The following is a 14,151-nucleotide window of genomic DNA, read 5'->3' as shown; positions in this document are numbered from 1 at the left end:
CCTTACTTAAAGGGTTATTTCACCGCGCCGGCCATCAGCCCGCGCATGTAATAGCGTTGCAGAAGCAGGAAGACGATGACGCAGGGGATGGTCATGACGGCGATACCGGCCTGGACCGCTCCCCAGTTGACGGCGCCGAGGCGCCCGGTCCTGACGGCGATCATCAGCACCGGCAGGGTGAATTTCTCGTTGCTCGACAGGAGCACCAGGGCCGCCAGGAACTCGTTCCAGGCGTTGAGGAAGGCAAAGATCGCGACGGTCGCAACCCCTGGCAACACCAATGGGAAGAGAACGCGGAACAGCAGTTTCAGATCGCGTGCGCCGTCGATGCGTGCCGCTTCCTCGATTTCCTTGGGCACGGCGTCGAAGGCGTTGCGCATCATGAAGACCGAAAAGGGAAGCTGCAGCGTCACATAGACGAGGGTCAGCCCGATCAGCGAATTATTGAGGCCGAGCCTTGCCAGGATGATGAAGAGCGGCGTCAGGATCGACTGGAAGGGGATCATCAGCGTCGCGATGATCAGGATGAAGAGCGCACCCTTGAAGGGGAAATGATAGCGCGAGAAGCCATAGCCGGCGAGCAGGCTGACGATGACGGTCAAGAGCACGGTGGCGACCGAGACGAATAGTGAGTTCAGCGTATGCTGGACGACGCCGGCGCCAAAGCCATCGAGCGAGCGATAGGCGTCGAAGCTGAAGCCGGTCGTCGGCCATGGCGGCAGCGGTGGCAGGCTAGCCTCGGTTCCATGCCGGAACGATGATAGCAGTGCGATGGCGAACGGCGCGAAGAAAAAGATGACGATAACGACGCCGATGCCGTGATAGCCGAAGCCGCCCCAGAGCTTGCGCCGCACGCGACGCTCCTTAGCCGTGCTCATGGCTTGTCCTCCCCGACGCGCAGCAGCCAAAGCTGGACGATGCTGATCAGCACCAGGATGACGAGGAGCGCGATCGAGAGCGCTGCGCCATAACCGAGATTGAAGGATACGAAGGACTGGTTGAAGATGTAATAGACCACCGAAATCATACGGTTCTGCGGGCCGCCTGATGTCATGATGTAGAACTGGTCGAAGGCAAGCACCGAGCCGGTGATGGAAATGATGAGCGCAAGCGCAATCGTGCGACGCATCAGCGGCAGGGTGAGATGTCGGAAGCGCTGCCAGCGCTTGGCGCCGTCGATTCGCGCGGCCTCGGTCAGTTCGGAGGGGATTGCCTGCAGGCCTGTCAGCAGGATGATCATGGTAAAGCCGGCGATCTTCCAGACCACCATGACGATGATGGTCGCGAATGCCATGTCGAAATCGGCAAGCAGGTTTGGCCTCTTGTCGACGAGACCGAGCGCCAGAGCGACCGGTGCGAAGAAGCCGGCGTCGACATTGGCGAGCCAGACCCAGAGCAGCGACGCCGTTGCAAGTCCGACGACGACGGGAAGGAAGATGATCGTGCGGTAGAAGCCGACGAATGGCCGGTGTTTTTCGACGAAGAAGGCGAGCGGGAAGGCTATGGCGAAGATCGCAATGGTCACGATCACCGTGTAATAGGCGGTGAAGCGCAGCGCTGCCATGAAGCGCATATCGGAGACCATGCGGATATAGTTACCGAAGCCGATCCAGCGGGGATTGCCGAGCAATGGCCAGTTGTGGAAGCTCATCCAGAAGGTAAAGACCACGGGTAGCACGAAGAAGACGATCACGAGCGCCATGGCCGGGGCGATGTAGACAAACCCGTGCCAGCTGGCACGCCTTCGCCGCGTTCGACGGCGTGCGGTTGCGATAGCTCCAGGGCCAGCCATGGAATGCTCCCGATGTTGCGATGGTTGGACCGGGAAGCCTTCAGGCTCCCCGGCGTTCATGGACTGATTATTGTTGGGCGTTGTCGATGATCGACTGCATCTCCGATTGGGCATTGGAGAATGCGCCATCGACATCACCCCCGAAGATGGCTGCGTTGGTGAAGCCCGCCCACGGTCCGTTGGCGCTGTTGATCAGGTCGTTGAACTGTAGCGTGTAAGGCGTTTTGGCAACCGAGATTGCCTTCAGCCCGACCTGCATGCGCGGATCCAGGCCCTGAAGCACCTGGTCGGCGATATCGCCGCGCGTCGGCAGGCTGCCGTACTTCGCCATGATCTTCTGTCCGTCGAGCGAATAGGTGTATTCGAGGAACTTCTTCACGGCATCGAGCTTCTTCGTGCCCTTGGAGATGACGAAATTGTCGCCGCCGGCAAAAGAGGACGGCTTGCCGTCGACGCCGGGGATCAGCGTCACGCCGAAATGGATATCGGGATACTGCGTGATCAGTGTGCCGATCGAAAAGGCGCCGATGCTCTGCTGGCCGATCTTGCCGTTGCTGATGCTGAGGAAATTGGCGCCGGTATCACTTGCGGCACCCGCCGGCACCAGATCCTTCTTGACCATGTTGCGGTAGATATCGACTGCCTTGCGCATTTGCGGCGTGTCGAGCGTAGCCTTCTTGCCGTCCTCCGAGAGAATATCGGCGCCGGCACCCCAGACGAGTGGCGTGAAGGTGAAGATCATGCAGCCGCCGCAGCCGCCGCCGGAGAAGTAGAAGCCGTAGGTATCGCCACCGAGCGCGCGAATCTTCTCGGCATTGCTTGTGATCTCCTCCCATGTGGTCGGAGCCTTTTCAGGGTCGAGGCCGGCCTTTTTGTAAAGATCCTTGTTCCAGGCGAAAACCGAGGTTTCGACGGATAGGGGCAGGCCATAGATGTGACCGTCATAGGTGCCGAGCTTCACATGCGAGGGCGACAGCGAATTGAAATAGGGCAGGCTCTTTGCCCAGTCCGTCAGATCCTCGAGCTGACCGGCGGCGGCGAAAGCCGGCGTATAGATGAGGTCCATCGACAGAGCGTCCGGCGCCTGGCCGCCGGCAATCGCCGTCGCATATTTCTGCACGAGTTCGGCAAAGGGTACTTCGGTCAGCGTGACCTTGTCCTCATGGCCGGCATTATAGGCCTCGACGACCTTCTTGAAGGAATCGCCAATGCCGCTTCGAACCCACATGGAGATGTTTTCGGCAGATGCACCGGATGCAAGCATTAAGGATATGAGGCCTGTTGCGGCCAGAAATCGCTTCATCATGTTCTCCTCCCATGGGGCTACTCCCGTCAGCCCCTTTCCCTTTAATCAACGACCGGGGCTTCCCCCGCATGATTGCCGCACGATAAGCTCGCAGGGCAAAGTTCTGATGCCAGGTTCGACGTCGCGCCCCTCGGCAAGCGCGAGAACTGTCAAGCCCGCCTCGCGGCCGAGGGCTTTAAGATTCATGTCGACCGTCGTCAGCGGTGGCCGTGTCTGGGCGGCGACAATCTCCCAATTGTCGAAACCGACCACCGAGACATCCTCCGGCACCCGCACACCGCGTTCGCGAAGCGCATCGACGACCGCGCGGGCAATCTGGTCGTTGCCGCAGAAGATCGCGTCCGGCTTTGCTCCAGCCACGCTCCAAAGCTGTGCGACGGCGTGGTGTCCCCAGGCCTCGGACCATGTACCGTACATGACCGGCAGCCCGTCTCCGGCGAGGTCGCGATAGGCCTTGGCGCGCTCACGCACCGAAACGAAGCTTTCAGGGCCGGTCACATGGGCGATCCGGCGTCGGCCGAGTCCCTGCAACCATTCGACCGCAAGGGCCGCCCCCTGATAGTCGTCGGCGCAGAAGGTGACGCTTCCCGGAGCCCCCTCGGTAAATGCATAGATGACCGGGATCGGCAGATTGGACAGATCGACGGGCAGGCGGCGGTCGATCCGCTTTCCAGAGGCGATGATGCCATCCACATGCTTGTCCAGCATCGCGTCCACATGAACCTTTCCAAGCGCCGGATCGTCCTCAATCGTGCAGAGGAAGACCGATACCCCGTGATCGACGAGCGCTTCCGTGATGCCGGCCATGACTGGCAGCGTGAAGCGGCCATATGTATCGTTGGTCAGAAGACCGATCGTGAACGTGCGATTGCTGAGCAATCCCTTGGCCAAGGCATTCGGACGGAAGCCGATGTCGGCGGCGGCACGCTTGACCCTTTCGCGTGTGTCGTCGCCCATGCGGCCGGTATTGTTCAAGGCCTTGGATGCCGTTGAAATGCTTACGCCCGCAGCCGCCGCAACGTCGTGAATCGTTGCGCGTCCGCTTTTCGCACGCTGATTTTCCAGATGTCTTCTCCCAGTCGAGTTTTCATGAGAAAAGCTTTTCTCAGCGCACGAGTCAACTAGAGAAAAGCTTTTCTCAAAAATTTCTGCACGGAAAAGAAGGAGGCCGAGAAGCTGGGTGAGGGCCGTAGCGAATTGGCAGGTCACTGCAGAATGTACGCCATGAAACGAAGCGGCGGCCGAGACCTGCCGGTCCCGGCCGCCGCGTTCTAGATCGCCGTTAGTTTCAGCCGATCGTCATCAGGCTGGCATTGCCGCCGGCGGCCGCGGTGTTGATTGATGTCGTCACCTCTTCGAGCAGCCAGTTGAGGCAATAGGCGTCTGCGTTCTTGGCAATTTCCTCGCTCGACGCAGCCTGTGTAAGAACCAGCGGGCCGGGGATAGCCGAGATCGTCTTGATCGCCTGCTGGATGCGTGCAGCGTCACCTTCGATGAGAGCGCCAGCGAAAGGTCCATCGGCCGCCCAGTCTTTCGTCCAGGAGATGCGGTTTGCGACCTGCGCCGGCAGGCCATGAAGCTCTTCCTGCAAGCCGGATGCCGCATCGATGACGATCGAATTGCCTGTCGCAAGGCCTGCGGCGATCTGGACATGCAGGCCAGGAGCCGTCTGCGGAACAAGCAGGATTCTGCCGCGCGGATGCAGCGCGTAGAGGTTCAGCTCGCCGACCGGGCCTTGCAGCTCGGTATTGAAGCCGAGCGACGATTGGGCGGCGACGGCACGGGCCTGTTTGGCTGTGTCCGCGGCACCCTTGCTTTCGAGCCAGGCGACGAACCGCTGGGCGGTGGGGTCGGCTTGTACGGAGGCATCGCGCAACGGTTCGGTCGGGGAGGCGACAGACGGCGCAGATACATCGGGCCGCCGGCCTTCGGACCGGTACCGGAAAGCCCGCGGCCGCCGAAGGGTTGGACGCCGACGACAGCGCCGATGATGTTGCGGTTGACATAGAGATTGCCGGCGCGCACGCGCTCGGTCACATGGGCGATCGTATCGTCAAGCCGGGTGTGCAGGCCAAAGGTCAAGCCGTAGCCGGAGGCATTGATATCGGCGATCAGCTTGTCGAGCCCCTTGCGCTGATAGCGCATGATGTGAAGGACCGGGCCGAACACCTCGCGCTTCAGATCGCTGAGCTTCTTGAGCTCGATGATGGTGGGAGCGACGAAGGTGCCCTTGGCAGCGCTTTCGGGAAGGTCGAGCTGTTCGACATTGCAGCCGAGCTTGCGCATGCGTTCGATATGCTCGTCGATGCCGCGCTTGGCGTTGTCGTCGATGACCGGGCCGATGTCGACTGCAAGTTGATCGGTCCTGCCGACCGAGAGCTCGCGAAGGGCGCCGCGCAGCATGGTCAGCGTACGATCGGCCACTTCCTCCTGCAGGCAAAGGACGCGCAGGGCCGAGCAACGCTGGCCGGCACTGTCGAAGGCCGAGGCGATGACGTCGCCGACGACCTGTTCGGCAAGGGCAGAGGAGTCGACGATCATGCCGTTCTGCCCGCCGGTTTCGGCGATGAGGGGGATCGGCTTGCCGAATTTGGAGAGGCGCTCGGCAAGCTGAGCCTGGATCAGGCGAGCAACTTCCGTCGAGCCTGTGAACATGACGCCGGCGGTTTCGGGAGCACCGACGAGGGCTGCGCCCGTTCTGCCGCTACCGGGGACAAACTGCAGGACATCGCGCGGGATGCCGGCCTCGTGCAGGATGCGGACGCCCTGCGCGGCAATCAGCGGCGTATTGCCGGCCGGCTTGGCGACGACCGGATTGCCGGCGACAAGCGCGGCCGCAACCTGTCCGGTGAAGATCGCCAGCGGGAAGTTCCACGGGCTGATGCAGACGACAGGGCCGAGCGGCTCGCTCTCCGGCTTCAGCACCTGGCGTGCCTGCGCGGCGTAATAGCGAAGGAAGTCGATCGCTTCCCGGATTTCGCCGACGGCGTTTGCGGCCGATTTGCCGGCTTCGCGGATGCTCAGGCCGACGAGAGCAGGCATCTCGCTCTGCATGAGATCGGCGGCGCGTTCAAGGATGGTGGCCCGGTCTGCGGGGCTCACCGCGGCCCAACGCTCGGCTGTCGCGGCGGCAAGCCGCATGACGTCGGGCGCATCTTCCGGCTCCAGTTCGACGACATGGCCAACGAGGTCCGCATGGTCGGCAGGATTGAGAACTGCACGGGCCACGCCGCGCTCGGAGCCGTCGGCGAGAAGTGGCTTGGCGGTCCAGTCTTTAGCTGCCGAAGCTTGCAGCTGCGCAGAGAGATCGTTGAGCGCCGTTTCATTTGAGAGATCGACACCAGCGGAATTCCGTCGCGCGCCGCCGAACAAATCGGCCGGGAGAGCGATCTTGTCGTGCTGCGCGCCGACAACCGTCATGCTGCGCACGATCTCGACGGGATCGGCGATCAGCTCCGATACCGGGACGGCAGGGTCGGCGATCTTGTTGACGAACGAGGAATTGGCGCCGTTTTCGAGCAGGCGGCGGACAAGATAGGCGAGCAGCGTTTCGTGGGTGCCGACTGGCGCGTAGATCCGGCAGGGGCGATTAAGATTTTCGGCGCCCACGACCTCTTCATAGAGCGGCTCGCCCATGCCGTGCAGGCACTGGAATTCATATTTGCCGACCGCAAAGTCGTCGCCAGCCATGTGGTAGATGGTGGCCAGGCTCTGGGCGTTGTGGGTGGCAAATTGCGGGAAGACCACGTCGGTCGCGGCCAGCAGCTTCTTGGCGCAGGCGATGTAGGAGACGTCTGTATAGATCTTGCGGGTATAGACGGGGAAACCTTCCAAGCCGTCCAACTGCGCGCGCTTGATCTCGGCGTCCCAATAAGCGCCCTTGACGAGACGGACCATGAGGCGATGCCCGGAGCGGCGGGCAAGATCGATGATGAAATCGAGGACGAAGGGGCAGCGCTTGCCGTAGGCCTGCACCACGAAGCCGATGCCATCCCAGCCGGACAGATCCGGATCGAGGCACAGTTCTTCCAGAAGGTCGAGCGACAGCTCCAGCCTGTCGGCTTCCTCGGCGTCGATGTTCAGGCCGATATCATAACGCTTGGAGAGCAGCGCCAACGCCTTCACCTTCGGCAGAAGTTCGCCCATCACCCTGTCGGCCTGCGAACGCGAATAGCGTGGGTGCAGCGCGGAGAGCTTGATGGAGATGCCGGGGCCTTCATAGATGCCGCGGCCAGCCGAGGCCTTGCCGATCGCATGGATGGCGTTTTCATAGTCGCGATAGTAGCGTTCTGCATCGGCGTGGGTCGTGGCCGCCTCGCCGAGCATGTCGTAGGAATAGCGGAAGCCCTTCGCTTCGAGCGCACGTGCTCGCTTCAATGCTTCATCGATGGTCTCGCCGGTGACGAATTGCTCGCCCATCATGCGCATGGCCATGTCGACGCCACGGCGGATGACGGGCTCGCCGGCGCGGGCAATCAGCTTTGTCAGTGCGGCGGAGAGGCCGCCTTCGTTGACCGTCGAGGTCAGCTTGCCGGTCACGACGAGGCCCCAGGTCGCGGCATTGACGAACATCGAGCGGCCACCGCCGATATGCGATTTCCAGTCGCCGCCGGCGATCTTGTCACGGATCAGCGCATCGCGCGTCGCGGTGTCTGGGATGCGCAGCAGTGCCTCGGCAAGGCACATCAGCGCCACACCTTCCTGGCTCGACAGCGAATATTCGTGCACCAACCCCTCGACGCCGTCGCCCTTGTGCTTGGCGCGCAGCGCTTCGATCAGTTTCTTGGCGGTCTTCCTTGCCGCCTCGCGTGTCGCATCCGGCAAGGTCGCCGCTTCAACGAGGAAGGGCAGGCATTCGGTCTCGGGGCGTCTGTAGGCGGCAGTGATTGCCTGACGAAGCGGGCTCTGCTCACGAATGGGCGGCGCGAAATGCGAAAATGGGGCAGCATCTGCAGTTGGTTTTTCAGTGGCGAGCTTGGCAGAGACAGTCATGATAACCTCAAGGTGCAAGGGGCCCAATGGTTTGAGCTGAGGTTAGCGATATCGCCACCCGTAGCCCTCCCGTTGCTTCGACGAGAACATACTTCATTCCAAAAAAGCGTTCCGCCTTGAAACTGCGGCTTTCCAGTCATATTGAACTTCAATAGCGCTTATTTCAAATAGGAATGCCTGCAAAAATGACCAAATCCAGTGAAATTGACCAGTTCGACCAAAAGATCCTCGACGCCCTCGTCGAAGACGGCCGCATGTCGATCACGGAGCTTTCCGAGCGGGTCGGCCTTTCCAAGACTCCCTGCCAGGCACGCCTTAAGAAACTGATCGATTCCGGCTATATCGACGGCTTCAAGGCCATCCTCAATCCGATCAAGCTTGGTCTCGATCACGTCGCCTTTGCCGAAGTAAAACTCACGGATACCCGTGAGGAGGCCTTGCTCAGCTTCAACAATGCCATCAAGAAAATCAAGGAAATCGAAGAGTGCCACATGATCGCCGGCCGCTTCGATTATCTCCTCAAGGTGCGGACCTCGGACATCCGCCGCTACCGCATCGTTCTTGGCGAGAAAATTTCCAGCCTGCCTTTCGTCGCAAGCACCTCGACCAATGTGGTGATGCAGTCGGTCAAGGAAAACTGGTCGTAATTCCGCTTCCTACTTCATCCGCTTTCCCATCCACCGCGTAAGGCTTCGCCGCCCGATCCATCTTGCCGGCTAAACAATGACCTAGATTTCGCCATTCGAATCGGATCATTGCGAGACGCTAAAATAAGTAGGATGGAGTATGCATGGAGACCAGTGCAGGCGACCGCGACCTTGTTGAGGTCATGAAGCGGTACTTTGCGGTGAAGGCCGAAGTCGAGGAAATGAAGCTTCGCCTGGAGGCGGCAAGGCGGGAGAGCGGCGTAGAGATCGATGCATTCTACAATCCGCGCAGCAATCTGAGCCACGCCGCCGATATTATCCGTTCGCATGCTCTCAAGCAGGAGATGGCGCGTCTGATGGATTGGGCCGAGGCCTGGGGGCGGCAGAGCCTGGCGCCAAACGAGGCCTGACGGTCGAATAAAAACCGCCAGGCCGCGATCATGAAATCGGGTCGTTTCAGCTATCCGATTTCAGCTTTCCTGCTGTCGCCCAGGACTCTTTCGAAATCTCGGTAATGATGATTTCCACCGATTCCGGCGGGCAGACGAGTGTTTCCACAGCGGCTTTGGTCGCTTCGCGAACGAAAGCGCGCTTCTGGTCTTGCGTGCGGCCGGGATGCATTTCCAAGCGCAGGATGGGCATGGCAACTCCTTGAGCAACTATCGCCGGATGTTCGGCGCCCACGGACTATCTTGCAAAACCAGTCGGCGATAAATACGCTTCCATTTGCTTCATTCCGAACCTGTGGGTATGCAATTATGGACAAGTTGGCTGGAATGGCGATGTTCATCAGAGTGGTCGAACAGGGCAGTTTTGCTGCCGCTGCCGACATAAGCCGGGTATCGCCGGCCATGGTTGCTAAACATGTGAGGACGATCGAACAGCGGCTCGGTGCGCGCCTGCTTCATCGCACCACACGCCGCCATCAGCTGACCGAGGTCGGCAAGCTTTATTACGAGCGTTGCAAGACGGTGCTGGCGGAGGTGGAGCTCGCCGAGCAATCGGCCTCCGAACTACAATCGGCACCGCGCGGGCGCCTACGGCTCGTCGCCCCCGTCAGTTTCGGGACGCAAAGCCTCGTGCCGGCGCTTGTCGACTATCTGCATGAAAATCTCGAGGTCAGCGTCGATCTGGCGCTCGACAATAATCCGCATGATCTGATCGGCGAAGGCTACGAACTCGGCATTCATATCGGCGATCTGACGGACACCAATCTCGTGGCGCGTCCGTTGAAACCCTATCGGCGCATTCTTGCGGCGTCGCCGGATTATCTGGATCGGCGCGGCAGGCCGCAAAGCCCCGAGGAGCTTGCCAATCATATGTGCCTCGGCCATTCCTACTGGCGGCTGCAGGGACGCTGGCATCTCATCGGTCCAGACGGGGAAAGGCGTGAGATCGCCATCAAGGGCAGGTTCACCACCAATCAGGGCGGGGCTTTGCGCGTTGCCGCTCTGCACGGAGCCGGCATCGTGCTGCAGCCGGAACTGCTCCTGGCGGCCGATCTCGATGCCGGTCGTCTTGAGCCGGTCCTGCCTCTGTGGTCGTACCAACCGACACCGATGCACCTTGTCTATGCGCCGGACCGGCGTCCGACGGCCATGCTCCGCAGCGTCATCGATTTCCTCGTCGCTCGCTTCGGCTGAAATTCCCCGTCTTTCATCTATCGCGAATCCATGATCAAATCTGATCATCGGGTTGGAAAATGAGGAAAGCGTGGCCAAGGTTACGTTGAAGGATGTGGCGGCCGCCGCGGGTGTGGGAGCAGCCACCGTCGAGCGTGCGCTCAATGGCCGCGGCAATGTTTTGCCGGAAACGGCGGAAAAGATCTTCATCGCGGCCAAGCGGCTTGGCTACCGCGCGCCGCCTGCGGGGATCAGGCACGGTCTGGTGCGCATCGAGGTCGTGCTGCTGCGGCCTGAAACCTATTTCTATTCAAGGCTCAATCGCGCTTTCGAGCGCATTGCCGCCTTGCTCGACAAGGATATCCAGATCCAGCGGACGTTCGCCAGGGAAGACGATCCTGCCGATTTTTCGCGTCATATCACCAATCCACAGGCACGGCGCTCCGCGCTGATCGTCGTTGCGCCCGATCATCCCGATGTGGTCGGAAGCATCCGCAAGGCTGCCGGCAGTGGCATTCCTGTCGTGCAGATCATGACGCGGCCAGCATTGGAGCTGCCTTACGTCGGCATCGACAATGAGGCGGCCGGTCGCACCGCCGCCTTCTACATGGCGCGCATGCAGTCGAATATCCCCGGCACTTTCGTCGCGCTCTGCCACAGCGGCGCTTACGAGAACCACAAGGCGCGTATCCGCGGCTTTTCCAACTATCTGCTTGATCATGCGAACCCATCGCATCGCTTCCTTGAAGTCATGTTCGATGAGGACGATGAAATGAAGACGATCGAGCTGCTGACCAACGCCGTCGCCCGGTATCCCGATATTATCGGCCTTTATAGCGCCGGCGGCGACAATGCCGCGATTGCGACGGTTCTGCGCCGGTATCGCCAGCGGCCGGTATTCTGGGTCGGGCACGAATTGTCCGATGCGACGCGCGGCTATCTGAAGGAGGGTTTGATGACGATCGTTCTCGATCAGGCTCCGGAGGTTCAAGCCCGCCGCGCCATCGATCTGACGCTGAAGCGGCTGGGCCTGATCGATACCGACGTCGATCTCGAACCGGTCCGTTTTCTGACCGTTACCCCTGAAAGCCTTTGAGAACGTTGGCGGGGTGGCTCAGATATCTCGAGCCAACCAGCGCTCGTGGCTTAAACTGCATAGGCGCCTGTGGGAGGGATGTCTTGATTTTTCATGCCTACAGAGCTAAGTATATCCCAATTGCATATCCCAAAATCAGGAGCCGGACATGACGAGTTCGACTGTATTCATCAGCAACAGAAGCCAGGCTGTGCGTCTGCCCAAGGCTGTGGCATTCCCCGAGGACGTACATCAGGTCGATATCCTGAAGATCGGCCGCAGCCGCGTGATTGTGCCCCAAGGCAAACGATGGGATGATCTCTTCCTCCATGGCCCCCGTGTCAGTGACGACTTTCTGGACGAGCGTGAACAGCCAGTGGCGGAGGAACGCGAGTCCTTCTGATGCTGACCTATATGCTCGATACGAATATTTGTATTTATGTGATAAAGACCTATCCACCCGCCGTGCGGGACAAGTTCAACGCGCTGGCGGAGCAGCTTTGCATATCGAGCATAACGCTTGGTGAGTTGTACTACGGTGCGGAGAAGTCGGCTCGGCGCGTGGAAAACTTGACTGCCATCGAACACTTCGTGGCTCGGCTGGAGGTTCTGTCGTTCGGCGACAAGGCGGCTGCACATTACGGGCAGGTACGAGCTGAGTTGGAACGCGCAGGGACCCCATGTGGTCCGCATGACATGCAGATCGGCGCCCATGCCCGGAGCGAGGGACTGATCGTGGTGACGAACAACATGAAGGAGTTCACCCGCATGCCCGGCGTTCGGGTGGAAAATTGGGTGTAGCCGTCGCCGTCGTGATCTTGGCGAGGGGCGGTTCGAGTCGTCCAGATTGACGCCTAAGCGATTGCGGCATTGGCAGCAATCAGCCAGTTGCGAAACGTTTCAGCATCGTTGGAAAGATGGTTGGCTTCGATCAGCCAATAGGATTTATCGGTGTCCAGTGCCGTATTGGATAGGGCAACCAGCGTTCCATTGCCCAATTCTTCTGCAATCAAGGCAGTCGGGCAGAGGCCCACACCTTGACCGCCGATGACGGACGCGATCATCAAGCCGAAATCGGCAAAGATCGGGCCGGCTCTCGGAGGCTGGTGGATACCTTCGAGGGCGAACCAGCGTGTCCATGCGGCCGTCGTTTCATCGTGCAGGAGGTCGAGATTAAGGAGATCGGCTGGCGTCCTGATCGGTCCGTGATGGCGCTCATATTCTCTCGAACAGGTCGGCCGTGTTTCGGCCGTCAATAGCGAGATGGCATGCGTTGAAGGCCTCGCTCCGTGACTGATCAGAAGATCGACGCTTACCTCCTCCGGCGTCCTCGCATCGAGCGCGTAGACGATATTGATCTGGATTTCGGGGTATTCTTTCTTGAATGCGGTCAGCCGGGGTATCAGCCAACGCGTGGCGACGGAAGCGATACAGGCCACGCTGACCGGCCGATTATTGCCGGCAAACCGCAGCTGCCGGGCGGCGATATCGATATGTCCGAGGCCGTTTGCAACGGCAGCCCCGAATTCACGGCCGGCCATCGTCGCCGTGACACCACGGGCATGGCGCGTAAAGAGCTTGATGCCGAGCCATTCCTCCAAGGTACGGACATGCTGGCTAACGCCCGCGGCCGTGAGATTGAGCTCGGCCGCCGCCTTGGCAAAACTCTCGTGGCGAATGGCCGCCTCGAAGGCGCGAAGGGAGGCAAGCGGGACATGTTGCATTCCGCCAGGCTAAGTAAGACTTAGCCAAAGCGCAAGCCCGATCACCGTTGCGCAAGGAGCTGGTATCCTTACAGTACTGCCGAGACGAATGTCTTCTTGTCAGATCGGTGAGGAATGAAAGCCGCCATGAATAGTATTTTCGATATGCCCGCACCCGCCGATGCCGAGGAGCGGCGCGGCAAGCCCCCCGTTGTCGTCTACCCGAACGGAACGCTGCCGTCGGTCGATATGGATGTGCTGCGGGCGGCAAGGCAAACTATGACTAAGATTGCCGAAATCATCGTGCCTGCGCGCGAAGGCGGCAGTTTTCGCGTGCCGAAGGGACATTTCTTCCGGATCGTCAGCGTCGAGGGCGCGCAGGTGGGCGATCTCAATCTGTGGAATGCTGCCGATCTTTCCGAGCGCTTTTTCAGCGGCAAGACGCGGGCTTTGCACGCCACCCATGTCGGTGTCGGGGATCGGCTGTGGAGCACGCTACCCTATCTGCGGCCGATGGCGACGATCACCCATGATACGCTGGGCTGGTATGGCTGGGACGCGGATGGAGCCGGCGTTCACGACGTCATCGGCACGCGCTGCGATCCCTATACGAACCGGCTGCTGAAGGGCGACGACTATCACCGTTGCTGCCATTCAAACCTGTCGCGCGCGCTCGCCAAGGAAATGAACATCCCTGTCCAAGAGGCGGAGTTTCACGTTCACGACGTGCTGAACGTGTTCATGTGTACCGGGTTTACGCGCGACACCCACCAGTATTTCATGAAGGCAAGCCCCGTGCGGCCGGGCGACTTCCTCGAGTTCTTCGCGGAGATCGATCTGCTCGGTGCGCTCTCGGCCTGCCCCGGTGGCGATTGTGGCAGCGAACATTCGAGCGATACGGTGCCCTGCTATCCCTTGCTCGTCGAAATCTGGCGGCCCGAACCTGAAAGCCTGGCCGGGCGAACATTCCCCGAGCGCACTGCCTATCCGAGGACGCACGGACTATAATTTACC

At 60.4% G+C, this 14,151-nt stretch carries 13 protein-coding genes and 1 pseudogene; 7 read left to right on the top strand and 7 right to left on the bottom strand.

Annotated features, from left to right (window positions below):
• Window positions 1-14 precede the first annotated feature (14 nt).
• The 5 genes and pseudogenes from ACK83U_RS25665 to putA all read right to left on the bottom strand — a co-directional run bounded on the left by ACK83U_RS25665 (window position 15) and on the right by putA (window position 8,090).
• A complete protein-coding gene (locus ACK83U_RS25665) occupies window positions 15-878 on the bottom strand; it encodes a carbohydrate ABC transporter permease (RefSeq protein WP_112603468.1) in 864 nt (287 codons plus the stop codon).
• Window positions 875-1,792 (bottom strand): carbohydrate ABC transporter permease, encoded by a 918-nt coding sequence (locus ACK83U_RS25660; RefSeq protein WP_112603470.1) that lies wholly within the window; start codon window positions 1,790-1,792, stop codon window positions 875-877. Before ACK83U_RS25660 ends, ACK83U_RS25665 begins: the two co-directional genes overlap by 4 nt.
• A gap of 67 nt (window positions 1,793-1,859) precedes the next feature.
• The gene (locus ACK83U_RS25655; RefSeq protein WP_112603472.1) at window positions 1,860-3,098 is read right to left on the bottom strand and encodes an ABC transporter substrate-binding protein; all 1,239 of its coding nucleotides are present in this window, start codon (window positions 3,096-3,098) and stop codon (window positions 1,860-1,862) included.
• 45 nt (window positions 3,099-3,143) lie between these two features.
• Window positions 3,144-4,163: a LacI family DNA-binding transcriptional regulator gene (locus ACK83U_RS25650; protein ID WP_112603546.1), complete on the bottom strand. Its 1,020-nt coding sequence runs from the start codon at window positions 4,161-4,163 to the stop codon at window positions 3,144-3,146.
• Window positions 4,164-4,386: 223 nt separating this feature from the next.
• A pseudogene (gene putA, locus ACK83U_RS25645) lies at window positions 4,387-8,090 on the bottom strand (trifunctional transcriptional regulator/proline dehydrogenase/L-glutamate gamma-semialdehyde dehydrogenase).
• A 185-nt stretch (window positions 8,091-8,275) separates the two neighbouring features.
• On the opposite strand from putA, the gene ACK83U_RS25640 reads away from it, so the two are divergent.
• On the top strand, window positions 8,276-8,737 hold the full coding sequence (locus tag ACK83U_RS25640; RefSeq protein ID WP_015342703.1) for an Lrp/AsnC family transcriptional regulator: 462 nt from the start codon (window positions 8,276-8,278) through the stop codon (window positions 8,735-8,737).
• 143 nt (window positions 8,738-8,880) lie between these two features.
• Window positions 8,881-9,147 carry a hypothetical protein gene (locus ACK83U_RS25635; RefSeq protein WP_112603476.1) on the top strand — a complete coding sequence of 89 codons (267 nt, stop codon included), beginning with the start codon at window positions 8,881-8,883 and terminating at the stop codon, window positions 9,145-9,147.
• Between the two features lie 46 nt (window positions 9,148-9,193).
• On the opposite strand, the gene ACK83U_RS25630 is transcribed toward ACK83U_RS25635, so the two are convergent.
• Window positions 9,194-9,379 (bottom strand): 4-oxalocrotonate tautomerase, encoded by a 186-nt coding sequence (locus ACK83U_RS25630; RefSeq protein WP_112336872.1) that lies wholly within the window; start codon window positions 9,377-9,379, stop codon window positions 9,194-9,196.
• Between the two features lie 116 nt (window positions 9,380-9,495).
• On the opposite strand from ACK83U_RS25630, the gene ACK83U_RS25625 reads away from it, so the two are divergent.
• The 4 genes from ACK83U_RS25625 (at window position 9,496) to vapC (ending at window position 12,235) form a co-directional block, all read left to right on the top strand.
• A complete protein-coding gene (locus ACK83U_RS25625; RefSeq protein ID WP_112603478.1) occupies window positions 9,496-10,380 on the top strand; it encodes a LysR family transcriptional regulator in 885 nt (294 codons plus the stop codon).
• Window positions 10,381-10,450: 70 nt separating this feature from the next.
• On the top strand, window positions 10,451-11,455 hold the full coding sequence (locus ACK83U_RS25620; protein ID WP_112603548.1) for a LacI family DNA-binding transcriptional regulator: 1,005 nt from the start codon (window positions 10,451-10,453) through the stop codon (window positions 11,453-11,455).
• 148 nt (window positions 11,456-11,603) lie between these two features.
• The gene (vapB, locus tag ACK83U_RS25615; RefSeq protein ID WP_095436815.1) at window positions 11,604-11,837 is read left to right on the top strand and encodes a type II toxin-antitoxin system VapB family antitoxin; all 234 of its coding nucleotides are present in this window, start codon (window positions 11,604-11,606) and stop codon (window positions 11,835-11,837) included.
• Complete coding sequence (gene vapC / locus ACK83U_RS25610) at window positions 11,837-12,235, top strand: type II toxin-antitoxin system tRNA(fMet)-specific endonuclease VapC (RefSeq protein WP_112603480.1); 399 nt, start codon at window positions 11,837-11,839, stop codon at window positions 12,233-12,235. Before vapB ends, vapC begins: the two co-directional genes overlap by 1 nt.
• A 53-nt stretch (window positions 12,236-12,288) precedes the next feature.
• Here the strand turns inward: vapC and ACK83U_RS25605 are convergent, their stop codons facing one another.
• Window positions 12,289-13,158, bottom strand: coding sequence for a LysR substrate-binding domain-containing protein (locus tag ACK83U_RS25605; protein WP_112603482.1), 870 nt, complete (start codon window positions 13,156-13,158; stop codon window positions 12,289-12,291).
• A gap of 126 nt (window positions 13,159-13,284) precedes the next feature.
• Between ACK83U_RS25605 and ACK83U_RS25600 the strand changes: the two genes are divergently transcribed.
• Window positions 13,285-14,145: a DUF1989 domain-containing protein gene (locus ACK83U_RS25600; protein ID WP_112603550.1), complete on the top strand. Its 861-nt coding sequence runs from the start codon at window positions 13,285-13,287 to the stop codon at window positions 14,143-14,145.
• The last annotated feature ends 6 nt before the right edge of the window (window positions 14,146-14,151 follow it).

This window comes from Rhizobium sp. WW22 (genome assembly GCF_047041135.1).
Taxonomy (GTDB): Bacteria; Pseudomonadota; Alphaproteobacteria; order Rhizobiales; family Rhizobiaceae; genus Rhizobium.
The sequence above is the reverse complement of the archived record's forward strand: the minus strand, read 5'-3'. Positions and strand labels throughout refer to the sequence as shown.